Origin of the sequence: Bradyrhizobium sp. 45, assembly GCF_023073155.1 — a bacterium.
Classification (GTDB): domain Bacteria; phylum Pseudomonadota; class Alphaproteobacteria; order Rhizobiales; family Xanthobacteraceae; genus Bradyrhizobium; species Bradyrhizobium canariense_D.
This window is the reverse complement of the sequence record NZ_JADPIX010000123.1, coordinates 1-21,460: the sequence shown is the minus strand read 5'-3', so window position 1 is coordinate 21,460 and position 21,460 is coordinate 1. Positions and strand designations below refer to the sequence as shown.

The 21,460-nt window shown below is 61.5% G+C and carries 20 protein-coding genes and 2 pseudogenes; 10 read left to right on the top strand and 12 right to left on the bottom strand.

The window, feature by feature from the left end:
- Both IVB42_RS28215 and IVB42_RS28210 read right to left on the bottom strand, forming a co-directional pair.
- The gene (locus tag IVB42_RS28215; RefSeq protein WP_247393628.1) at positions 1–1,113 is read right to left on the bottom strand and encodes an ABC transporter permease; all 1,113 of its coding nucleotides are present in this window, start codon (positions 1,111–1,113) and stop codon (positions 1–3) included.
- Positions 1,110–2,222: a BMP family ABC transporter substrate-binding protein gene (locus IVB42_RS28210; RefSeq protein ID WP_247393630.1), complete on the bottom strand. Its 1,113-nt coding sequence runs from the start codon at positions 2,220–2,222 to the stop codon at positions 1,110–1,112. The genes IVB42_RS28215 and IVB42_RS28210 overlap by 4 nt, the downstream gene beginning before the upstream one ends.
- Positions 2,223–2,626: 404 nt before the next feature.
- Here IVB42_RS28210 and IVB42_RS28205 point away from each other — a divergent pair, with 404 nt between their 5' ends.
- Positions 2,627–3,910, top strand: coding sequence for an allantoate amidohydrolase (locus IVB42_RS28205; RefSeq protein WP_247393633.1), 1,284 nt, complete (start codon positions 2,627–2,629; stop codon positions 3,908–3,910).
- 72 nt (positions 3,911–3,982) lie between these two features.
- Positions 3,983–5,356: a hypothetical protein gene (locus tag IVB42_RS28200; RefSeq protein ID WP_204511913.1), complete on the top strand. Its 1,374-nt coding sequence runs from the start codon at positions 3,983–3,985 to the stop codon at positions 5,354–5,356.
- 10 nt (positions 5,357–5,366) lie between these two features.
- On the opposite strand, the gene IVB42_RS28195 is transcribed toward IVB42_RS28200, so the two are convergent.
- Together IVB42_RS28195 and IVB42_RS28190 are read right to left on the bottom strand one after the other, a co-directional pair.
- Positions 5,367–6,686, bottom strand: a complete 1,320-nt coding sequence (locus tag IVB42_RS28195; protein ID WP_018456682.1) for a dicarboxylate/amino acid:cation symporter — start codon at positions 6,684–6,686, stop codon at positions 5,367–5,369.
- A 214-nt stretch (positions 6,687–6,900) separates the two neighbouring features.
- Positions 6,901–7,122, bottom strand: a complete 222-nt coding sequence (locus IVB42_RS28190; RefSeq protein ID WP_247471444.1) for a hypothetical protein — start codon at positions 7,120–7,122, stop codon at positions 6,901–6,903.
- A 345-nt stretch (positions 7,123–7,467) separates the two neighbouring features.
- Here IVB42_RS28190 and IVB42_RS28185 point away from each other — a divergent pair, with 345 nt between their 5' ends.
- Entirely contained in the window at positions 7,468–7,650 is a 183-nt protein-coding gene (locus IVB42_RS28185) for a hypothetical protein (RefSeq protein ID WP_018456679.1), read from the top strand.
- A gap of 19 nt (positions 7,651–7,669) precedes the next feature.
- Here IVB42_RS28185 and IVB42_RS28180 read toward each other — a convergent pair whose 3' ends face one another.
- From IVB42_RS28180 to IVB42_RS28170, 3 genes are all read right to left on the bottom strand, one after another.
- On the bottom strand, positions 7,670–9,046 hold the full coding sequence (locus tag IVB42_RS28180; protein ID WP_018456678.1) for a VWA domain-containing protein: 1,377 nt from the start codon (positions 9,044–9,046) through the stop codon (positions 7,670–7,672).
- A 5-nt stretch (positions 9,047–9,051) separates the two neighbouring features.
- Positions 9,052–9,999 (bottom strand): MoxR family ATPase, encoded by a 948-nt coding sequence (locus tag IVB42_RS28175; protein ID WP_007601482.1) that lies wholly within the window; start codon positions 9,997–9,999, stop codon positions 9,052–9,054.
- A 148-nt stretch (positions 10,000–10,147) separates the two neighbouring features.
- Entirely contained in the window at positions 10,148–10,348 is a 201-nt protein-coding gene (locus IVB42_RS28170) for a hypothetical protein (RefSeq protein WP_007612817.1), read from the bottom strand.
- A gap of 223 nt (positions 10,349–10,571) precedes the next feature.
- On the opposite strand from IVB42_RS28170, the gene IVB42_RS28165 reads away from it, so the two are divergent.
- Complete coding sequence (locus IVB42_RS28165) at positions 10,572–11,546, top strand: quinone oxidoreductase (RefSeq protein ID WP_204511912.1); 975 nt, start codon at positions 10,572–10,574, stop codon at positions 11,544–11,546.
- 143 nt (positions 11,547–11,689) lie between these two features.
- Here IVB42_RS28165 and IVB42_RS28160 read toward each other — a convergent pair whose 3' ends face one another.
- Complete coding sequence (locus IVB42_RS28160; RefSeq protein WP_085395314.1) at positions 11,690–11,965, bottom strand: hypothetical protein; 276 nt, start codon at positions 11,963–11,965, stop codon at positions 11,690–11,692.
- Between the two features lie 96 nt (positions 11,966–12,061).
- On the bottom strand, positions 12,062–12,670 hold the full coding sequence (locus tag IVB42_RS28155) for a S24 family peptidase (protein WP_007612810.1): 609 nt from the start codon (positions 12,668–12,670) through the stop codon (positions 12,062–12,064).
- Between the two features lie 165 nt (positions 12,671–12,835).
- Here IVB42_RS28155 and IVB42_RS28150 point away from each other — a divergent pair, with 165 nt between their 5' ends.
- Together IVB42_RS28150 and IVB42_RS28145 are read left to right on the top strand one after the other, a co-directional pair.
- On the top strand, positions 12,836–13,363 hold the full coding sequence (locus tag IVB42_RS28150) for a GcrA family cell cycle regulator (RefSeq protein WP_247393638.1): 528 nt from the start codon (positions 12,836–12,838) through the stop codon (positions 13,361–13,363).
- A gap of 45 nt (positions 13,364–13,408) precedes the next feature.
- Positions 13,409–13,984 carry a hypothetical protein gene (locus tag IVB42_RS28145; RefSeq protein ID WP_247393641.1) on the top strand — a complete coding sequence of 192 codons (576 nt, stop codon included), beginning with the start codon at positions 13,409–13,411 and terminating at the stop codon, positions 13,982–13,984.
- Positions 13,985–14,030: 46 nt separating this feature from the next.
- Here the strand turns inward: IVB42_RS28145 and IVB42_RS28140 are convergent, their stop codons facing one another.
- Positions 14,031–14,387 (bottom strand): hypothetical protein, encoded by a 357-nt coding sequence (locus IVB42_RS28140; protein ID WP_026233220.1) that lies wholly within the window; start codon positions 14,385–14,387, stop codon positions 14,031–14,033.
- Between the two features lie 758 nt (positions 14,388–15,145).
- Here IVB42_RS28140 and IVB42_RS28135 point away from each other — a divergent pair.
- Complete coding sequence (locus tag IVB42_RS28135; RefSeq protein ID WP_007612798.1) at positions 15,146–15,331, top strand: hypothetical protein; 186 nt, start codon at positions 15,146–15,148, stop codon at positions 15,329–15,331.
- A 143-nt stretch (positions 15,332–15,474) separates the two neighbouring features.
- Positions 15,475–15,816, top strand: a complete 342-nt coding sequence (locus IVB42_RS28130; RefSeq protein ID WP_247375652.1) for a phasin — start codon at positions 15,475–15,477, stop codon at positions 15,814–15,816.
- Between the two features lie 187 nt (positions 15,817–16,003).
- On the opposite strand, the pseudogene IVB42_RS28125 reads toward IVB42_RS28130, so the two are convergent.
- Positions 16,004–16,246, bottom strand: a pseudogene (locus IVB42_RS28125) (cytochrome c); the annotation flags it as partial.
- Positions 16,247–17,253: 1,007 nt separating this feature from the next.
- Here IVB42_RS28125 and IVB42_RS28120 point away from each other — a divergent pair.
- A complete protein-coding gene (locus tag IVB42_RS28120) occupies positions 17,254–17,844 on the top strand; it encodes a hypothetical protein (protein WP_247369308.1) in 591 nt (196 codons plus the stop codon).
- A 130-nt stretch (positions 17,845–17,974) separates the two neighbouring features.
- Here IVB42_RS28120 and IVB42_RS28115 read toward each other — a convergent pair.
- Positions 17,975–18,169 (bottom strand): annotated as a pseudogene (locus tag IVB42_RS28115) (hypothetical protein); the annotation flags it as partial.
- 1,894 nt (positions 18,170–20,063) lie between these two features.
- Between IVB42_RS28115 and ligD the strand changes: the two are divergent.
- Positions 20,064–20,870, top strand: coding sequence for a non-homologous end-joining DNA ligase (ligD, locus tag IVB42_RS28110; protein WP_018460253.1), 807 nt, complete (start codon positions 20,064–20,066; stop codon positions 20,868–20,870).
- Positions 20,871–21,460: the final 590 nt, after the last annotated feature.

Here is a 21,460-nt window from a genome sequence, read left to right as displayed (position 1 = left end):
TCAGGACTTTCCCTTCAGAAACCCGATGCGGCCGTAGAGCGCATCGCTGGCCAGCACGAAGACGAAGATGATGCCTTGCAGCACCAGCACGGATGCATCCGGCAATCCGAGGCGGCGCTGCAACAGCCCGCCGCTGGCGCTGATACCACCGAGCAGGATCGCGACGGGGATAATGGCGAGCGGATTTTGCCGCGCCAGGAAGGCGACGAGAATCCCTGTGAAGCCGTAGCCTGCGGCGAGGTTCGCGTTGGTGCGCCCCTGCACCGCGGCGACCTCGACCATGCCTGCAAGGCCCGCGGCGCCGCCGGCGAGGAAGCAGACGATCAGGATCAGCTTGCTGACATTGAGACCGACGATCTTCGCAGCGCGGATGTTGCCGCCGGCAACACGCGCGGCGAAGCCAAACACAGTGTGATAGATCAGGATATAGGCGGCGAACGCGGCGATCAGGCCGAAGACGAGACCCCAATGCACGTCGGTGCCGGGGATCGATCCGATCATGTTGCCCGCACCGATCTCGCGGGTCGACGGCTTGTTGAGGCTCGCCGGGTCGCGCATCACGCCTTCGACGAGATGGTTGAGGACCGCGAGCGCGATGTAGACGAGCAGCAGGCTCGAGATCGTCTCGTTGACGCCGCGATATTGCCGCAGCGCGCCCGAGAGCATGACCCACAGGCCGCCGCCGATCACGCCGGCGACGACCATGGCCATCTGCACGATGAGCGGCGGCATGCCCTGAAGCACCAGTGCTGCGCTGGTTGCCGACAGTGCGCCGATCAGGAGTGCGCCTTCGCCGCCGATGATGACCATGCCGAGCTGTGCGGGCAGCGCCGTGCAGAGTGCGGTAAGGATCAGCGGCGCCGCGCGCGTCAGCGTGTTCTGCCATGAGAACCAGGTGCCGAACGCGCCGTAGTACATGTAGAAATAGAGGTCGAGCGGGCTCTTGCCGAACATTGCGACGAAGATACCGAAGACCCCGAGCGCGCCGGCCAGCGCCGCGCCCGGGATCAGGAGATATTCGATTGCGCCGCCGTGACGTTGGAGGAATCCCGGATCAGCGGCCGGGGCAACCGTCCCGACCGCTTCAGCGAGATCTGCAGCTTCCGTCGTCACGAAGTCGCCCCGACCACGCCCTCCACGAGATAGTCCATCTTCTCGAGTTCGGGATCCTTCTGGCCGCGATCGCTGCCGGCCGCGATCACCGTCTTGCCCTTGTTGTCGACCAAGCCTCCCTTGAAGATGGCGTAGCCGTCACCGGACAAGAACTTGGCCTTGACGTCGTCGGCGTGCTTGCGCGCCTCGGCGGAGACCGCTTCGCCATAGGGCGAGGTCTTGACGATCTCTTCCTTGAGGCCGCCGCGATAGAAGTTCGGGATACTCTCGCCGGCGGCGATCATCTTGACGAACTTGGGGTACAACGCTTCCCAGTTCCACTCGGCTCCCGTGAGATACGCTTTTGGCGCGAGCGGCGACTGGTTGACGTGATAGCCGCACACCATGGCGCCCCGACGCGCGGCGTTCTCGACCATGGTCTTCGGACCGTCGACATGGCAGGTCAGTACGTCGACGCCCTGATCGATCAGGCTGTTGGTGGCCTCGGCTTCCTTGACTGGCATCGACCAGTCACCAGTGAAGATGACCTGCGTGGTTGTCTTGGGATTGGCAAGCCTCGCGCCGAGCGCGAATGCGTTGATGTTGCGCAGCACCTGCGGGATCGGTTTCGCGGCGACGAAGCCGAGCTTGCCGCTCCTGGAGCTATAGCCGGCGACGATGCCCGAGATGTATTGGGCTTCATCGATGTAGCCGAAATAGCTGCCGGCGTTTTTCGGGTCCTTGTCGCTCCACAGGCCGCCGCAGTGCTCGAAGTGCAGCTTCGGGAATTTGTTGGCCATCTTGACCATATGAGGATTGTAGTAGCCGAACGAGGTCGGGAAGAGCAGGGTGGCGCCGTCGAGATTGATCATGGACTCGATCGTCTTCTCGACCGCGTCGGTCTCCGGCACCTTCTCTTCTTCCACGACTTTGAGGCCGGGAATCTTCTTCAGCGCCGCCGCGCCCTGCGCATGCGCCTGGTTGTAGCCATAGTCGTCCCGCGAGCCGACGTAGATGAATCCGATGGTGGTCTCGGCCGCGAAGGCCGGACGAATGCCCGTCGCCGCACCGAGGGTGACGGCCGCGCCGCCCTGCAACAAATGACGTCGTGAGATACTGCCAAATTCCATTGCTTGCTCCCTTTGGCGGATGCACCGCCTCATCTCGCGCTGCGCCGGTCTGGCGGAGCCCGGGATAGATTGTCGCAAGCTTCGTGCCAGAGGCTACCGAGGGAGGATTTCCACTTAAGTTATTGAGAGTAATTTGCTATTTTCGGTGATCCGAGCTTGATCAGGAAAGCAGCAGATGAAAATATAGGCAGTATCTTATAATTGTATGCAATGGAGTTAAGCAGTCTTAACCGGCTTGGACATGTGCATGACGAGGGTCGGGTGGTCTGCCGGCAACCGCATTCATGCTAACCACGCGCTGATCGGAACGATGTCGACAGCGTGATTTCGCTGGCACCGAACTTGAATCGATTGCCGCCAGGACCGCCGTCGCCGCGGTCCCAAGAGATGGAAAGCCCGCCGAGATGGCTGCTGGTACCGCCGTTCATAATGGTTCGCTCGGCGAAGAGATCGTGCGAAGAATCAACGAGCTCGCGGCGATCTCGGAAGAAGGCGACAAGCTCACCCGCATCTATCTGACCGGCGAGCTGCGCAAGGCCGCGGACCTCATCCTGAGCTGGATGCGCGACGCCGGCATGAGCGCACGTCTCGACGCGATCGGGAATGTCTGCGGGCGCTACGAAGGGGAGCGGCCGGGCGCGCCCTGCCTGATGCTCGGCTCGCACTACGACACCGTGCGCGATGCCGGCAAATGGGACGGGCCGTTGGGCGTGATCACGGCGATCGCCTGCGTCGCCGATCTCAACCGCCGCGGCAAGCGCCTGCCATTCGCGATCGAAATCGTCGGTTTTGCGGATGAGGAAGGGGTACGCTTTGCCTCCACCTTGCTCGGCAGCCGCGCGGTGGCCGGCACTTTTGACGAGAGCGTCCTCAACACACGCGACAGCGATGGCGTCGCGATGCGCGATGCGCTGGTGCAGTTCGGGCTCGACCCCGATCATATCGGCGCGGCCGCGCGGGCCCGGCGCGAGCTGCTTGCCTATCTCGAGCTGCACATCGAGCAGGGGCCGGTGCTGGAAACGCAAAACCTCCCCGTCGGAGTTGTCACTGCGATCGCGGGCGCGACACGGCTTGCCGCGCGGCTGACCGGCATGGCGGGGCACGCAGGCACGGTGCCGATGGCACTCCGGCGCGATGCGTTGGCGGGCGCGGCCGAATGCATCGGTGCGATCGAGCAGTTTTGCCGCACCGACGAGGGCGGGCTGGTCGGCACCGTCGGCTACATCCAGGCGAGGCCCGGCGCGACCAACGTCATCCCGGGCGAGGTGTCGTTCACCATCGATATGCGGGCGCCGACCGACATGCACCGCAAGCGCGCGGTCGCCGATGTCGTGAGGCAGATCGAGGCCATCGCAAAGCGCCGCCAATTGACACTTCAGCTCGACGTCACCCACGAGAACCGCACCGCGCCCTGCGCGCCCTGGCTCAAGGAGCAGATCGCGCAGGCGATCAAAGCGGAAGGTTTTTCCGTGTTCGAGCTGCCGAGCGGGGCGGGGCATGACGGCATGGCCATGATCGACATTGCCGACGTCGGCATGATCTTCGTTCGCTGCCGCGGCGGAATCAGCCATCACCCCGACGAGCATGTCGAGCTCGCCGATGCCGACGCCGGCGCGCGAGTGTTGCTGGGGCTGATCGAGAATTTCGGCCGCGGCAAGGGTAAATCGGCTCCTCACGCCACCGGCTAGAGATAAGAATCAGACAGGTCTAGCGTCGTAACGGCGTCCCGCCGGACCACGAGACAACATTCGACGGCGCGTATGAACAGCGGCATCTCTTTTCCATCCCATGGCGAAAACCGATTTTACCAGGGTATGGCGGCGACCTTCGTTGCCAACGCGCTTCAGGCGGTGAACTTTCTCGGTGATCGATTCCTGAGGAAGTCGCATCATCCGTTCACGGCCATCGGGGACCTCTACCGGTACTCGATGGACAGTGCCTTTGCGGTATCTGAGACCTTTCTCGTTACGGGCGCGCCGCACGCTTCTGCGTACTATCCGCGCGACTTTGCCTGGTTCTATCCCGACATCCTCGACCCCGACACCATCATGGATTCGCAGGATGCGGTTCGCCGGGCTCGTCTGCTCGAAAAGAGCGTCCGCCTGCTGCTGGAAGCGGTTCGCGCCAACGTCGTCACGACGACCATCGTCCCGGCTGGGCGCGCCCGGTATCTCGGCGTGAACTATTTCTCGCGCCCTTCGGATACGCTGCTCGGCATTCTGGCCGGCCTGCGGCAGATGATCTCTGCCGAGGAGAGAGCGTCATCCTATCTGGCGATGTCGCAATGCGTGCATGCCGGTCGCCTGCTGCTGGCCGAATATTGCGGTGATCTGAAGCGCGCGATCCTCCAGCTCGCAAGCGAGCTCGAGCCGTTCAACGATGATGGCTCTACGTATTTGCTGTGCGATGCCAGTGCTCCGCGCTCTGCGGCAACCGACACGCGCGCCGAGCGCAGGCGTTTCGTCACCAATGCCTGCGTCTACACGACCTTCGTGTGGGGCGTGCGGCTCGGGATCATCGACGAGAACGAGCTGAAGCGGCGGCTCGGACGCGACCTGGCGCAGTACAAGAGGGACCTGCTCCGCCTGTTCGGCAAGGGTGGCTATATCAGGCATTCCCTGGATGGCCCCCCAGGCTCGCCGGTGTCCTCGGTCGCTCTGGATTTCGTCAGTGTGCATCGCGGCTTCTGGGATATGAGCGAGCCGGCCGAGCGCGCGCTGTTCGCGGCCACGGCGGATCTGATCATTGCGGAGCCGCGCTTTCGCATCCCCGGCACATTCCACTTCCTGGTGTCCGCGGATAATCCGCGGAACAAGATGATCCACAAGATCGCGGCTCCCGCGTACCAGGGACGTTCCTCCTGGCCGACTTTCAACGTCGAGTTCGCGGATCGCATGCTGGACTATGACGAATTCTCGTGCAGCGATACCTACCGTTCCTGCGCCCAGGGAATTCTGAAGGACATTCGCACCGCAACCGAAGTCCACGGCGGCTATCAGGAACTGATCTCGGAGCGGGGCCTGAAGTATCGCACCTGGGCCTACAAGGGTGCCGTGGCCCACTCCTGGTTTCCGCGTTTCCTCTCTGTCTGGAGGAGGGCGCATGGAACGCCGCTCCTCCATTGGAATGACTGAACGGCGGTCGTTACCCAGCCGTCACGTCCACAAGCTCGCCACCGTCGAGGACCTTGGCCGCCTTGGCGCGGTCGAGGTCGCCTTCCCAGGCGGCCACCACCACGGTCGCAACGCAATTTCCGGTGAGGTTGCCGACCGCGCGAGCCATGCCGATGAACCAGTCGACCGACAAGACCAGCACGAGGCCGATCGCAGGGATGCTGGGCACCGCGTTCAGCGTCGCCGCCAGAATCACGATCGCGGAGCCCGGCACGCCATGCGCGCCCTTGGAGGTGATCAGGGAGACGCCGAGCACCAGTAGGAGGTCGCCGAAGGACAGCGGCGTGTTGGTCGCCTGCGCGATGAAGACGACCGCAAGCGTCAGGTAGATCGAGAACGCGTCGAGGTTGAAGGAATATCCGGTCGGAATCACGAGGCCGACGACGGAATCCTTCACGCCCATCCGCTCCAGCTTCTTCATGATCTGCGGCAGCACGGCGTCGGACGAGGCGGTCGCGAGCACGATCGTCAACTCCTCGCGCAGGTAGGCGAGGAATTTGAGGATGTTGATGCCGGCAAGCGCCATAACGCCGCCGAGCACGCCCAGCACGAAGATGCCGACCGAGACGTAGAACAGCGCAACCAGTGAGACGAGCTGCTTGAGCGAGCCGACGCCGTATTTGCCGACGGTGTAGGCGACTGCGCCGAGCACGCCAAGTGGAGCAACGCGGACGATAAGCCCCATGACGCGGAACAGCACGGTCGAGGCGGCATCGATCATCGACGTCACGAGCTTGCCCTTCTCGCCGCCGACCAGTGCGAGGCCTACGCCGAACAGCACGGCGAAAAACAGCACCTGGAGCACGTCGTTGCGCGACAACGCGTCGAACGAGGTGCTCGGGATCACGTTGAGGAGGAAGGAGCCGATGCCGCCGCCCTGAAGCTTGTGGGCGTTGTCGGCATAGGTATTGAGCGCCTTGGCGTCCAGCGTCGAGGGGTCGATGTTCATGCCATGACCGGGGCCGAAAGTGTAGGCCAGGATGAGACCTACCACGAGCGCGACTGTGGTCATCACCTCGAAATAGACCAGCGCTTTGACGCCGACCCGTCCGACCTTCTTGAGGTCGCCCGCGCCGGCAATGCCGTGCACGACGACGCAGAACACGATCGGCGCCACGATCATGGAAATCAGCTTCAGGAAGGCGTCGCTCAGAATCTTGAGCGAGATGGCAAAATCCGGCGCGGCCACGCCGAGAATGATGCCGAGGATCAGCGCGGCCAGGACCTGGACGAACAGCGACGTGTAGAGCGGCTTTGGCTCGGCGGCCGGGGCCGCGGCAATGGTCGACATGGTGACTCCCCCGTTTTGACGACGTCTCGATCGTCGAAAGGAGCAACTAGCGTGCCAGATTGTCGCGGTTTTCGCTGAGGAGGAGGTCTATTCGGTCTTTTTGCGGTGCGACCGGCATCCGTATCGGCACCGGGAAACCGTTCCAGGTGCCGTCGGTAACGTGGACAGCCGATTTTGCGGTCCTACAGTCACGTTCTGCGCGCGGGTGGCCGCGTCACGCCGTGAGATCCAGCAGCCGACACGATCCGCGTACCAGCACCTTGCGTCCATTCGGCGTCATGACCGGCACGCCGTCGCAGACGACGACAAGACCGAACTTGACGAGGCTCTCGATGAGATAGGCCTTGGAAAGGCGACCGTTCGACACCGGGTCGCGAAGCGCCTTCAGAACCTCCCATTGGTCTGGCGAAAGATCGAAGTCGATGTCGTTGCTCATGTTGCCTCAAGCCGTAGTGCCGTTCGTGCGCCTCTGGCGCTGCATGAAGACCGTGCGACGACAATGAGTCGGGAATTCGGTGAGGCGTTTAGAACTTCTCTTCACAAATTGCTGCACGCCATTGCGCCACAAGAGTTAAGACCGCTCGGTCACGAGGACCGTCCGAGCCTCGATCACATATTGATGATGTAGGCTTGATGTTGGTCCGCGAACTACCGCACTGCACGGGAAGCGCTGCTGTCCCATTCTGCGTCGCAATATGCACAGAAATCATGAGAACGAAGGGTTCGGGATTCTGTTACGCTGATTCGCGGGGAATGGCTTCACACGGCAGGAGTGGAGTGCATGAACAGGCTGGTCGAAATTCGCAGTCAGGAATCCCTGTGCCGGGAGCGTGCCGCGCTTGATTTGCAGCGCCGGCTTTTCTGGCTTGCGCAAGCTCAGGAATGGGAGCAGCGCGCGCTTGACGAGATCGCCTATCATTTCCGGGAGTGCAATGTGGCTCAGACGGAGCTGGGGCGAAACTGACGTCGGCTGTGGGTAAGGCCTACTGATAAGTCGCCACAATATCGGACACCGCGCGCTCGAGCTGCTGCGCGGTGGCGCACTGGCGCACCACGCTGCAGAAGGTCGCATAGCGCGGCATCTCGGAATCGCCAAAGCCCCAGGCGAGACGTCCTTCGGGATTGAGCCACACCAGTCGCTTCGAGCGCTCAGAGATGCGGCGCAGGATGTCGGCGCGCGGATCGAGATTGTTGCTGCGGGCATCGCCCAGCACGATCACCGTGGTCTGCGGCGTCAGCGTGCTCATAAACTCCTTCTCGAAATCGACCAGCGACGAGCCGTAGTCGGAGGAGCCGAAGCCGACCTTGGACATGATCTCGGCCATCGCTTCTTCCGGCGATTTCGATTCCAGGATGTCGCTGACTTCGATCAGATGCGAGGAGAAGGCAAAGGAATGGACGTCGTCGACCACCTCGTGCAGCGAGTGGATCAGGAGCAGGAAGAAATCCGAGACCTGCGCCACCGAGCCCGAGACGTCGCAGAGCGCCACGATCTTCGGCCGATCGCGATGCTTGCGCTTCCAGGCCGTGAGAAAGGGGATGCCGCCCCAGGCGGCATTGCGGCGCAGCGTGCGGCGGACGTCGAGATGACCGCGCCGTTGGCGCTTGCGTGGTTTCGAATAGCGCTCGCGCAGGCGACGTGCGATCTGGCGGATGAGAGCGCGCATCTCCGCGACATGGCGGCGCTCGATGCGGGCAAGCGGCGCGTTGCGAAGAATCTCGTTGCGGAGGTTTTCAGCTTCCTCGCGGGCATAGAGCGCAAGCCCCTGCGCGACGGTGTCGCGGACGGCTTCGCGCAAGGCATCGAGCGCGGCGCGAAGCCGCTCGGCCAGTGCCGGATTGGTCGCGGTCAGCTCCTCGAGATCGTCGCGCAGCCGCTGGAGCCCCATGGCGTCAAGGATGCGGCTGGAGAAGATGCCGCGCTGGGTGGAGTAGCGGATGTCGGATAGGGAGGCCGCACCTGAGGCGCTGGCGATCGCGGCGGTGATCGCGTTGCGATCCTGCAACAGCAGCATCTGCGCGAGGGGCCCCAATTCTGCGGGAGGCGAACCGGCGCTCGCATCGCTGGCCGCGCCCGACGACGGAGATTGATCCGCGTCCTCCGAAACATAGTTGCTGTCGGCTTCAGGCTGTTCCTGTCGCGGCTCCGGCTGGCTGAAGAACAGATCGAAACAGTCTCCGAGCGCGAGCTTTTCGTCCTGCGACTTGGCGAGCGTCAGAAGGAGCGCATCGCGCAGGATGGTCCGGTCGGAGACGCCGACCTGCGCGACCGCACGCATCGCATCGATGCTTTCGGCCGGCGAGACATGGACCCCGGCGCCCCGTGCGGCACGGAAGAAACGATGGATATTCTCGCGCATCGGGATCAACCGAAGACGTTGGATCGTGCTGCCTTGGCAATGAAGGTCGTAATCTGAGGCTGAGCCGCCTCGATGTCGGCCTCGTATTTCAGGAGCACGTTGAGCGTGTCCTTGACGATCTCGGTGTCGAGCTCCGAGGCCTGCAAGAGCACCAGCACGCGTGCCCAGTCGATGGTCTCGCTGACCGAAGGCAGCTTCTTCAGGTCGAGCGAGCGGATTTCGTGGATGAAGCCGACCATCTGCCGCCGCAGCGTCTGCGAAATGTTGGGGACGCGGCTCTCGACGATGCGCTCCTCGAGCCGCTGCTCGGGGAAGCCGATGTGCAGATGCAGGCAGCGCCGCTTCAGGGCGTCGCCGAGATCGCGCTCGCTGTTGGAGGTGAGGATCACCGTTGGCGGCGTGATCGCGGAGACGGTGCCGAGTTCGGGGATCGTGACCTGGAAATCGGAGAGAATTTCCAGCAGCAGCGATTCGAATTCCGCATCCGACTTGTCGATTTCGTCGATCAGGAGCACGCAGCCGCCCGGCTGCTCCAGCGCTTGCAGCAGCGGCCGCGGCTCGACGAACTCCTTGGAGAAGAACACGTCGCCGAAATCGTGGAGTTGATTAAGTGCAGCGTGCAAAGTCTGCGCGCCGCCAAGGACTTCTCCGAGCTTGTCCTTGAGGATCTGCGTGTAGAGAAGCTGCTTGGCGTATTTCCATTCATAGAGCGCCTTGGCCTCGTCGAGGCCTTCGTAGCACTGAAGGCGGATCATCTTCAGGCCGCGCCAGGCCGCGATCGCCTTGGCAAGCTCGGTCTTGCCGACGCCCGCGGGTCCTTCGACCAGGATCGGCTTCTCGATCTGTTGCGACAAATAGACGGCGGTCGCGATCTGCCGGCTCGCGATGTAGCCTTGAGCGGCGAGACCGCTCTCCACTGCCTCGATCGCTGTCGAGGGCTTCTGTTCAGCCACCAAAAGGCGCTCCCAAAGGTCTTGATTGAGGCTTGTTCTGCCTGCGTTCACGGCAAAGAACAAGCCTCGTTTGGGAGAGGCCAGACCCGCGCGAATGGGCGTTTTTTCCGCTCAACGCAAATAGTCGGGCGGCCAACCGGCCGCGGGATCAGTGCCGCAGCAACTCCGGCTTGCGGATCGTCTGTCTGACCTCGGCGCCGCAATCGGCGCATTCATAGACGAAGTCGATCTTGGCAAGACTCCAATGCGGTTCGACCTCGCGCACATACATTGGAAGGAACCCCATGCAAGCAGGGCAAATCACAGGCGCGATCTCGATATCCTGATGATGCTGTACATAAGCTGGCATCTCGGCTCTCCTTCGCAGACGACCTCCAAACCCGCGCGAAGGCTACTGCCGGCCGGCGAAAGGCCGACATCAACTCTTTCGAACAGAGGCGGAACGGCGGAGGTTTGTCGTTCGCTGTGACATTCTTGTTACGTCTCTGTACTGTGACGGGTGGAGCAAATACCTATTTCAAAGCCCGATCCGATATTCGGACTTCGACCTCAACGATAAGGGAGCAACGCCCATGACGCATGCCATTCGCTTTCATAAGACTGGTGGTCCGGAAGTGCTGGTCTGGGAAGAAGTCAGTGTCGGCAAGCCCGGACCAGGCGAGGCACGAATCCGCCATACCGCCGTCGGTCTCAACTTCGTCGACATCTACAATCGTTCGGGCCTTTACCCGGTGCAACTGCCGAGTGGGCTTGGTAGCGAGGCTGCTGGCGTCGTCGAGGAGGTCGGGCCTGGCGTCACCGATCTGAAGCCCGGCGATCGCGTCGCCTACGGCGCCTCGCCGCTCGGGGCCTATTCCGAGGCGCGGCTGATCCCGGCCGACCGACTGCTGAAGCTGCCGGACGGTGTCGACGACAAGACCGCAGCGGCGATGATGCTGAAGGGGCTCACAACGCAATATCTGATCCGGCAGACCTATCGGGTGAAGGCCGGCGACACCATCCTGCTGCATGCGGCCGCCGGCGGCGTCGGCCTGATTCTCTCCCAGTGGGCCAAGCATCTCGGCGCAACCGTGATCGGCACCGTCAGCAACGACGAGAAGGCCAAGCTCGCCAAGGAGCATGGCTGCGACCATGTCATCATCTATAGCCGCGAGGATTTCGTGAAGCGCGTGGACGAGATCACCGGCGGCAAGAAGGTGCCGGTGGTCTATGACTCGGTCGGCAAGGATACGTTCTTGAAGTCGCTCGATTGCCTCGCGCCGCTCGGCGTCGCCGCGCTGTTCGGTGCGTCCTCCGGCGCCGTCGAGCCGCTCAATCTCGGTCTGCTGGCGCAGAAGGGCTCGCTCTACGTCACCCGGCCGACGCTGTTCACCTACGCCGCCAAGCGTGAAAGCCTGGTCGCGATGGCGGGCGAGCTGTTCGATGTCGTCAAGTCCGGCGCGGTCAAGATCGAGGTGCGCCAGACCTATCCACTGAAGGACGCCGCCAAGGCGCATGCCGATCTCGCCGCGCGCAAGACCACGGGATCGACCGTCCTCACGGTGTGATCTCCGACCGGGCTGTGGCGCAGGCTGGCAGAGCGTTTCGAGCGAACTGGATTCCGGTTCGCGTAGAGAAAACGCGTCAAAATAAGAAATCCAGAGCCCGTTCCGAGTCGATCGGACCGGAAAAGGTCGGCCCTGGGCCTGCGTTATGTCCGTTCGTGCTTACGCAGATCGCGGGCGTGATCGAGGCGGAGAGCCTGGAGGTCGACCTCTTCGGGCGGGATCCGGGGCAGGGCAGCCTCAGCGAGGATCGCCTCGGTCACGTCTTCGACCGAATTCTCCACGATTTCCTGGATGAACGAGATATTCCGATATTCCCCTGAGGCAACGCGGGAAATGACCTCGCGCCTGGTGATTTCAGGGTCGACCACTGCCTCGCGGCCGCGGCGCCCATAGTCGATCATCACGACGAAATACTGCATGAAACGATCCTGCCGTGCCCATGGTCGGGAACGGCAGAGTATTTCCGAAAAACGGAATCAAGTCAAGGTGAATTTCGTAAAAACGGAAATTGCAGCCTACTTGCTCCTCTTGCGCGGGCGCGCCGACTTGGCGCGCAGCCGCTCCAGCTGCCCCTTGGGCATGGACAGGCAGATCTCGCCGACCCACTCTAGTTTCACGCCGACGATCTGCTTGGCATTGAAGCTGCTGAGATTGACGACGGAGGGGGATTTGCCTCGTTCGATGGTCTTCAGATAACGCTCGCCGGTCTTGAGCCGGACCACGGCCTCCTCGCCGTAGAAGCTCGACAGGGGATGGCGCTGATCCTTGTAGACTACGATTACGTCGCCGCTCTCGTATTTGGGCAGCATCGAATCGCCCACGATCTCGAATGCGATGGTCTCCTCCATGATCGGAAAGGGCAGCGCGATGTCGCCAAGGCCTTCGGGGGGAACCTGCTCATAATCCGGCTCGATCACGGCACCGGCCCCCACGCGGCCCATGATCGGCGCGAGATTGAGCTCGAGATATTCCATGATCGGAATGATTTCCGAAGCCTTCACCAGGCGTTCGCCGCCGAGGATCTCCGAGACAGCGCCGGGGCGTACGCCCATGGCAGCCGCCAGGCCGCCCTTGCTCTTGCCCGTCTTTTCCAGGCCCCGTTCGATCATTGCAGCGTCCAACATGGTGATTCCCTCGATTGTCCATCGTCCGTCTCTTGTAATCCGAAATTCGGAATTGATGCAATTATGAATATCAGAATTATCGCTTGACTTCGACTTCGGAATACCGGAATGTAGGCTCCGCCTCGCGGTCGTGCGATCGGAGGAGGCGCATCACAGGACAGCAGCATGGAACCGGCTCATTGGCCGTCGGAGCACTCCGACGCGCTTCGCGACTATTTTCTCAAGGGGATGTCTTATGCGGAGATCGGAAGACAGATTAACGCAAGGTTCGGAACGGCTTACACGCGCAACGCGGTGGTCGGCCGCGCCAAGCGGCTCGGGCTGATCGTGCAGGTGCGGATGACGAGCCCGTCGATCGTGCCGGTGCTGCCGTCTGGAGCCTGTCTTATCCTCCCGCACCGTCCCGCGTTACTGAACCTGCCGCCGAAATCTGCGATGAAGCCTGCCGCGCAGGTCAAATTGCGCTGCGTCGGCGTCCAGCCGCGCCTGGTCCCGTTGGTCGAACTCGCTGCCGAGGACTGTCGCTATCCCTATGGTGGCGACAAGGACGGGGAGGAGATTACCTTCTGCGGCCATCCAAGTGAGCCGGGCTCGAGCTATTGCACGCCGCATGCGCGCCTGACGCGCCGCGCCGGAGCTGGATCCGCCCGCGTCGCCGGCCCCGTCGTGCTGAGGCTGGTCTCTGCCGCGTGACCTCACGACCGTCCGTTCAATCGTCAATTCGCAAGGAGTATCCGAGTGGCACGTGTCCGACGCAACAGTTCCTTCAAATCGGCGAATGTCTACGACCGACGCTCACGTGAGATACCGTTCAATGCGGAGGTGGCGGAAGTCGAGGTGGACAATCCGCTGGCGCTCGACCCCGGCGAGAAGATTATGGCCGTGCGGTCGATCCGCAGCGATCCGCTCGGCCGGCTGCATGCGCACCGTCAGATCGACGAGGCGCAGTATCGCGGCGGGCGCGCCTTCCAGGACGATTGGGAGAAGGCCGAGCGAGGCCCTCAGGCAATGGACCCGACTCGCGAATATGTCGATGGCGCGCGCATGCGCGAGCCGGTCACCGAGAGCCAACGCCAGGCGGTGCTGCGGCTGAACCGGATCGAGCGCGAACTCGGCACAGACGGTGCCGCGCTAGTGCACGACGTGTTGGTGCTGGGCCTGACCATGGACGAGATCGGCCAGCGTCGCGCCGTCCGTACGCAGCGCTGGATCGACTATTTTGCCCGACGTTTCCGTGAATGCCTGGACCGGCTGGCAGTGATCTATGGCTTTGCGGCGGAAACGGGGAGACAGCGTGCAGGGCAACGAAGATGACAACGGCGCGCCCGCGACCACGATCGTGGGCGCGCCGGTCTTGTGCTTAGGGATGCGGTAGGATCTGGTAGGTCGTGGCATAGGGCTCGACTCGCAGCGAGGCGTTGGCCAAAAGGCCGATTCTGGCGGTCGGCGCCTGCTGCAATTCGCCGTTCGGACCGCGATGCACGTTGTATTGCCAGACGGTGAGATCGCCCTTCTGTGCCAGAGCATGTGCAACGGCGCTCGCATCATTGCCGCCGAGGGCCTGAAGCTCCTCCGTCGACAATCCGACGACGATTTCATCCTTGATGGTGACGATCTTGAACAGGTTCATCCTGGTCTCCTGCGCCCACGCGCTTTGTGTCGAGAAGGTGAGAAGCGCGACTGCGGCGCCCTTGATGAGATCGCAGCGAGAAAGCATGCCGTCGTCCTTTGGTGCTGGGGCGCCCGAATCGATCAATGCATCGGCCACGGCGCCCGTGATCTGCGTGACTGTTTCGCCTCCGCTTTGTCGTTTGCTCCTCGAAAACGGTTCACGGCCGGAAACAAATGCGGCCCGATGAATCCTGATGCGAAGAGGCCGAGTCCAAGTCCAAGAGCTCGAGGGGACGGATTTGGATGAAATCCAAACGTAATAGTTTGTCTCTTGGTCAGAAGGCCGCGCTGTGGCTGCCGATCCATAGCGCGAGATCGACGCCTATTTCGTCGACGATACAACCGCCGACGCCAGACTCAACAATTACGTGTATACGCTGAAGAAGCACTGGTTCGCGTCCACCAACGTCCATTCACATCCGAAACAACACGAAACGCAGCGTCGATTGACGGCAATCGAGGCTGTATGCCTGATCGATGCCGCTTCTTGACGCAGGTGGGTGACGGCCGGCCCTATTCCTGTTATCCGGAATTGCCGTGGTGCGATGCAGACGAAGCATCGCTGCGCCACCGTTAGGCTTGCCGGAGGGGTTGTTTCTTGACATAGTTACAACCTCTTCAGGTGTGCGCGCTTGCATATGTAACTCGGCGTGCGAACACACCGGGCTTCCCCCCGGCCGAAGGCGCGCCGTCGCCATAGCATCCGGTTATGGCATCCGGTTGTGGCATCCGGTTGTGGCGTTGGGTTCTTAGTTGGGACCTGGATGTTGGATCACGAAGTCCGATGCTTGTCATAGGTGCGAGATGAAGAACCTCAATTTCGCAGCTGAGCTGCACCTCAAGCTCGGCGCGCCTGCAAGCGGCACCGTCGAAAGCCTGCGCCTGCTCCGCGCCTTTCTGAAGCTCGCGCCCCGGCAGCGTTTCGAGGTCATCAAGCTCGTCGAGGACCTCGCCACCGAAGAAACCCTCCCCGAACACCCCCTGTCCTGAGCCGGCCTGCGCGCCGGCTTTACGCCTTGCCCTTCGTTTTCCTGTCACAGCCGGCCGCCGGGCGACGTCTTCCCCGGGGCTGGACGCTGGCAGGCGATCCGGCAAGTGTGGTATTCAGTTCTGAAAACGGGAGGAGTGCGACCATGATCGAACCGAAGCTCGAAGTTCCGGCCGAACTGCGCGACCTGGCCGAGAAGACGATTGACCAGGCGGAAAAGGCATTCCGCATGTTTTTCGAAGCCGCCACCAAGTCGATGACCACCGTTCCGGGCGCGGGGGCGGACGTGTCGAAGCAGGCGCTCGCTTTCACCGAGCAGAACATGAAGTCGGCGTTCGAGCATGCTCGCAAGCTCGTCCATGCGACCGACCTTCAGGAGGCGATGCGAATCCAATCGGATTTCCTGCGCAGCCAGTTCACCAGTGCCGGAGACCACATGCGCCAGATGACCGGCAGTCTCATGCAACCGGGTAAGGACAAGTCCTGATTCTCGGTGTGTTCACGCCGCGTCCACAGATTGGACTTGTCCGGCGTGAATATCGCCACTGGTGCCGGTCCATGATGGCCGTCGAATGGACCTCATTCGCCGCCCATCATGCTTTCTGCTGATCCCTGTCGGTTCTCAGGCAGGGATTTGCATATGTCGCAGGTACCTTGAGCGATCGGCCGCTCTGCTAACGCAGCGCTGCGATGTAGGCCGCGATGTCGCCGGCTTCAGTCCGGCTCAAGGGGAAATTCGGCATCTTCGGGTGCGGGTCTAGCAGGAAAAAAGCGCGTCTTTCTGAACTGAAGTCGGGCCTGCGCGCAACGGGCGCGAAGGAGGGAACGCCGGCGCTCGCCTGGATCTGGCCGTTCGCCACGACATGGCGGCTGGCGCACCAGCGCTTCGCAAGCTCGGCGCCATGATCTGCATCGGCGCTAGAAAAAGATAGGCCGGCAACAAGCGCAGCCTTGAAGCAGGGCGGCCCCGGGGTGTCTAGGAGCCCGGGGCCATAACCTCAGCTTCCGGTGGGTCCAATAGTTCGGCCACGCGGTCCAAGCGGGAATCAGCGGAGCACATTTGGCGAAAAGTTTTGCATCTGCAGCCTGCTGCATTTCTATGCGGTGAACGCCCTTCGGATGATGCGGGGAGTTCGATCCCGCAATATGGGCAGTGTGATCGCAGCCCAGCGACAATTGTTGTGTCTATTCCTGGCGTGTGTGGGCGATGACGTCTATGATGCAACTGGACAGATTAGTCGACCAGAACAGCGCTGACGAACATCGTGTACGGTGCTTTTGACAAATAGAAGCCGTTCTAATTTTACCTAGGGCGCTCATTGTGCGGCGCCCGCCGGTGGGGAGGCTTAGCGGCTAAGCGCTACAATACCAGTATTCGTATTCCCCAAATTCTGCACGGCCTTGTTCATCGTAGGATCGTTGACGTAGCCGCTGGCGGGGATAGAAGAGCCATGTTCTCATTCCTAGCGCGATTGCCCAGCCGATTTCCCGTAGTTTGATGGTTGAGAGCGTTGCTCGCGTTAGGTCCGGGCGAACCACCCGTACCGCTCGCGGTGCCACTGCTCGACATCGAGCCGGCCGTCGTGCTGCCTGAGCCTGTTCCTCCTCCAGAAGCTCCACCTGAACCACCTCCGCCAGCTTGCGCCAGGGCCGAGGTGTATGGTCAAAACGCGACCGCTATCCTGTTCGTTCAGGCGGCGCAAAATGATCTTCGTTCGACTGACGCTTCAACGTGGCTTGCAGCCCTTGATGGATATTTGGCCACGTTCCAGGATGCAATTAAGTCCTCACGCAAAATCGTGCAGCTCAAAATCAGCACGCACAATCCTCCAACGAAAGTATCTTCAATGTTAATCGGGCCATCGCCGACGGGCTCTGCGCCGCTTCCCAGCGAAGGAAGGTGCGACTTCGTCCTAGCACTACTTTGGCAGAATTTATTTGCGCCAGTGTTTCTCAAGGATTTGTTTTCGGCAGTATGGACACCGTTGAGGCGGCGGCGAACGAAGCGGATAGTGCGCTGTCGCTGATTACGGACAGCGTAGCGGATGACCCGACCGTGGCTTTGGCCAAAATCCACTATTTGCGCAGCCGATGCGAGCCGGAGACGTGGTGGGATTTCGCAAGCGAACGTCACAGGCGTTATCCCGATAACGAAAACTTGGCAGGTGCGGCAGCAGAGGCTCGCATAGACCAAGCAGCCCGTTGGGCAGAGACGAACCAACGCCGCACACTAAACCGCGAACTCCGCGCACAAATTGCCGAAGCCATCGCCATTCTTGAGCAAATGCGACAGAAGTTCGCTGGCTCTGAAGCTGCTTGGGACGACAATCGGATGTCTCTGAGTGTCAATCTGGCGGTTGGTCTTCGGCTGCTACGGCAGCATGATGAGGCCAAGAAAGGTAATCGAAGCGGCGCTCTTCGGAGACCGATGAACATCTGCCGCCGCGCGCTGTGGCAACCTTTACGAAGCCAGCCGGATTCGGCGATGCCGAGAAGGCGAACTTATGCAGTCTGAAGCGCTGCGACTCGCACGATTTCGTTCTCTAGCCGGTCGATGCAATTCTCATCGAGCAACAGAAGAACAGTTGCGCCCAATCAAGCGAGCATCATAGACACGCTGCATTGTGAATGCTGACGACGACGCTCGCGTTGAAGCACACCATAAGGACCGCATAGACATACTGGCCGGAGAGGAGGCCTTGCAGCACTGTTTCGAGATCGGTGTGCTGTTCGTCCGTCTCGCGCCAGGCGCAGCCGGCGCGCGCGCCAAAGTCTTCGAGCACGATGTAAATGTCTCGGTCGAGACGGTCGGTTGGCACCATCGAGGGCGAGGAACGCATACACTTACTCCGATACTACGGACGGCCGAGAGGCGGCCCCAGCTTGGGGGCTGGTGGGGTAGGCCGGGGGCCGCTCCGCCAGCTCAGGCGGCGAGCCGGCGATAACTCAAATGCCGCCGCTCCTGTGGTTCCACTTAGCTGGGTCAACCCGGAAAATCCCCAGTCGCGCGAGCTTACGTTCTTCTATCCTTCCTGGTTTCGATAGCGGGCGAGCTCCGCTCTTGCGAGTGCCCGGGCCTGTTCAAGCGCTTCTGCCCCGGTCAATAGGTTCGATGCAAGCCGCCGTCCCGCGATATCGTCCCAATAGAAGTAAACGCTCGGCCGACCATCGGCGAAATTGACTTCATAGCTGCCGGTTAACGGCACAGCTTCGTGCTTACGGATGCGAACGGGAGTGGGTGGCATCGTCTGGATATTGCCTCGCATAAGTTCTTAGCAAGTTCGTGGCTGATCGCGTGCCGGTTCTCAGCCGGACCGCAAATACGAAGGCCGCAGCGGGAGGTTTAAACCGCTGCGGCCCGCGCATTGCCAAAAAAGCCCGGGTCAAATCGAAAGTAAAATATGCAGCCAGCCCCGGTGACAAAATTCTGCTCTAACTTTGCCTCGTTTGCAAACACAATTTCTGCGGAACCGAAATCCATCTTGCGGGCACTTAGTTCCGAGAACGGGAACAGTTTTGCTATTCTCGCGCGCGCGAAGGACCGTGGCGCGTGCAAAATCACAAATCTAAGCGGTGCAGAGAGGGCGAGGTACAGACGCTGATCAAAATGGTCAACGCGGGCTCGACCGCGACCGAATAGCCACCGCGCTTGGAAGGTATATCGCTTCGGTGAAACGTCTGGCCGGAGACATGGGCCTTTGCTGGGGAGCGAGAGGGGCGCTGCACGGAGATAGCAGGCAGCTCCGGTCGGCGCCACTTCTGCCGAGGTTCACGCTCGCGGGTCTATGTCTCTTCTAGTGGGCCGCAACGAGCGCCGCCATACTGAATGCGACTACGCTTGCAGCAGCCAAGGACCAGAGCGCTATAGCGATCTCTTTGGGCATGGTCGTGGCCTCCTGACGAAAGCCGCCTCACCCTTACTGCCAGACGGGCCTAGAGCGCATACCGATCAGCATTGTGTAGGCAAGCCGACGCCAAGTCAGGTTCATCAGGAACGAGCATGTGGTATCCCCGTATTTTATGCGGTCAGCTTCCAGTCATCGTTGCACTATCGCGTCCACGCGGGCTGCCTAGCTCCACTCGTTCTCGGGCAATGCGCCAGGCGGCGGCCTAAGCTCCTCCAAGCCCGCTTCGATGATAGCAAGTTCGTCCTGAACGGCTTGAATGGCGTTCGCGGGATCGATACCCGAGACGGCCTGCAACTCGCCCCAGCATCCTGCGCCGATGCGCGAGCAATTGTGCGAGAGCGCGTCGATCCTTGCCCCGCACATAACCTGCGACAATCAACTCCATGGCTTTTGACATTCCGCATCATCTCCGCAGCCAATCATTGGTGCAAGCAAACTCCCGCCAAGCCGAGCTGCGTTGTCGGCACCGATCTCCCGCCGGCCGGCCGCGCCGCAGCGGCGTCGGTACTGAGAAGGATTCACCACAAGCGTTCGCTTCCTGTTCGGCGGCCGTTCTCGTTGACGTTGAAAATACAACCTGGAATCGCGATTGCGGTTGTATGAGAGAACGCCCGGGAACGCCGCTTCAGCTTCGCGGTTGGAGAGTCGTGAATAAGGTAGGTAGACTGCCCCGCCGTCGGCTTCCAACGCCGGCGGCGGGCTTTTTGTGAGTAGCGTTAGTGCCAAAGCGTACCCCAGCACCGGCCAAGAAGCCGCGAGCTTCCATGCCGGGCTTCATCAGCCCCCAGTTGGCGACACTGAAGATGAAAGCTCCTTCCGGGGCTCAGTGGATTCACACGACGGCTACCGCATCCAGCTCCACATCGAGGGCGACACCCGTAAAGCCTTTACCCGCAAAGGCCATAACTGGGTCAACCGGTTCTCGGTCATTGCCGGCGCCTTCAACATCGAAGGGCAAGCCATTGTCGATGGTGAGGTGGTCGTCATTCACCAGGGACGAACCAACTTCTCCGAACTCCAGGCGGACCTCGGCAGAGGCGACCAGGACCGGCTGGTTTACTTCGCCTTCGATCTCCTCTGGCTGGACGGCAAGGACCTTCGCAGAATGGCTCAGCTTGCCCGCAAGGAGCTTCTAAAGGAGTTTATCGAGGCCAACGAGGTGGAGAGGCCCATCCTGTACAGCGAGCACCATGAAGGGGACGGGCAGGCGCTGTTCGAGGCTGCCAGCAAGCTGAACTACGAGGGTATCGTCTCGAAGCGGGTTGATGCCCCGTATCGGTCGGAGCGGGTTGAGGCCTGGCAGAAGATCAAGACGGTGCACCGCGAAAAATTCCCTGTTGTTGGTTTCGTCAAGGACCCGTCCGGCGTCGCCGCGCTCTACCTCGGCAAGCAGGAGGGCAAAGAGCTGCGGTATATGGGGAAGGTCGGCACGGGTTGGAGCCGGACGAAGTCGGCGGAGATCCGCAAGGCCCTGGATACCGTCGTTAGCCCGAAGCAGAAGCTCACAAAGCCCATCAAGAAGCCGAAGGCCACGTGGGTCGATCCGAAGTTCTACGCCGAGATCGAATACCGGGACATCACCTCTGAAGGCCTGCTGCGCGCTAGTTCGTTCAAAGGGTTATCCAAAAAATAGCTCACGTACATTCGGCGCCACTGCATGCGGGCTACTGATGCCTCCGCCTGGGCGATGAAGACGCGGTGGCGTTGATGCGTCAAGGATCCAAGCAGACGGGTTCTATTGAAGCCTCTCACCATTGCTCGCCAAAGGCAGGACGAGCCCACTACGGGGACGAGAGCAGGGCTCCTGCTCGAGCGCACCCATAACGCAGATTAAGCGATCAGCGCGGAGGCGCCAGCTTCATGCGCAGCGGTAGGAACGGGGCGCAGCAGGTCAAGTTCTCCAAGTATATGCAACCTCCCCAGACTAGGCCTCTGCTCTCCCGGAGGCCTTCCTTTTGGGAACACGCCGTTCTTACGGGCGTTTTCCTTGCCAGTGAGTGGAGTATCGGCATGCCGGATCGCGTAACCCGAGCGGTAGAAGAAGCCCAAGCCATCCTGGCTCGCTATGTCGAGCCTGGGCCGAGGGACAGCGAACAGACGATCAATGACCTGCTGACCGTTCTTGACTGCGCATTTCGCTGATGGTGAGCGGCGATTTCAGGCGATCGTGAGCAGCTGTTTCGCGCGATGGTGAGCAGCGGCTTTGACCGACATGGGTGATTG

Excerpts from the sequence above, each read along its gene's own strand:
- IVB42_RS28210 (WP_247393630.1), bottom strand. The coding sequence starts at position 2,222 with ATGGAATTTGGCAGTATCTCACGACGTCATTTGTTGCAGGGCGGCGCG.
- IVB42_RS28205 (WP_247393633.1), top strand. The coding sequence starts at position 2,627 with ATGGCTGCTGGTACCGCCGTTCATAATGGTTCGCTCGGCGAAGAGATC.
- IVB42_RS28200 (WP_204511913.1), top strand. The coding sequence starts at position 3,983 with ATGAACAGCGGCATCTCTTTTCCATCCCATGGCGAAAACCGATTTTAC.
- IVB42_RS28195 (WP_018456682.1), bottom strand. The coding sequence starts at position 6,686 with ATGTCGACCATTGCCGCGGCCCCGGCCGCCGAGCCAAAGCCGCTCTAC.
- IVB42_RS28190 (WP_247471444.1), bottom strand. The coding sequence starts at position 7,122 with ATGAGCAACGACATCGACTTCGATCTTTCGCCAGACCAATGGGAGGTT.
- IVB42_RS28185 (WP_018456679.1), top strand. The coding sequence starts at position 7,468 with ATGAACAGGCTGGTCGAAATTCGCAGTCAGGAATCCCTGTGCCGGGAG.
- IVB42_RS28180 (WP_018456678.1), bottom strand. The coding sequence starts at position 9,046 with ATGCGCGAGAATATCCATCGTTTCTTCCGTGCCGCACGGGGCGCCGGG.
- IVB42_RS28170 (WP_007612817.1), bottom strand. The coding sequence starts at position 10,348 with ATGCCAGCTTATGTACAGCATCATCAGGATATCGAGATCGCGCCTGTG.
- IVB42_RS28165 (WP_204511912.1), top strand. The coding sequence starts at position 10,572 with ATGACGCATGCCATTCGCTTTCATAAGACTGGTGGTCCGGAAGTGCTG.
- IVB42_RS28160 (WP_085395314.1), bottom strand. The coding sequence starts at position 11,965 with ATGCAGTATTTCGTCGTGATGATCGACTATGGGCGCCGCGGCCGCGAG.
- IVB42_RS28155 (WP_007612810.1), bottom strand. The coding sequence starts at position 12,670 with ATGTTGGACGCTGCAATGATCGAACGGGGCCTGGAAAAGACGGGCAAG.
- IVB42_RS28150 (WP_247393638.1), top strand. The coding sequence starts at position 12,836 with ATGGAACCGGCTCATTGGCCGTCGGAGCACTCCGACGCGCTTCGCGAC.
- IVB42_RS28140 (WP_026233220.1), bottom strand. The coding sequence starts at position 14,387 with ATGCTTTCTCGCTGCGATCTCATCAAGGGCGCCGCAGTCGCGCTTCTC.
- IVB42_RS28135 (WP_007612798.1), top strand. The coding sequence starts at position 15,146 with ATGAAGAACCTCAATTTCGCAGCTGAGCTGCACCTCAAGCTCGGCGCG.
- IVB42_RS28130 (WP_247375652.1), top strand. The coding sequence starts at position 15,475 with ATGATCGAACCGAAGCTCGAAGTTCCGGCCGAACTGCGCGACCTGGCC.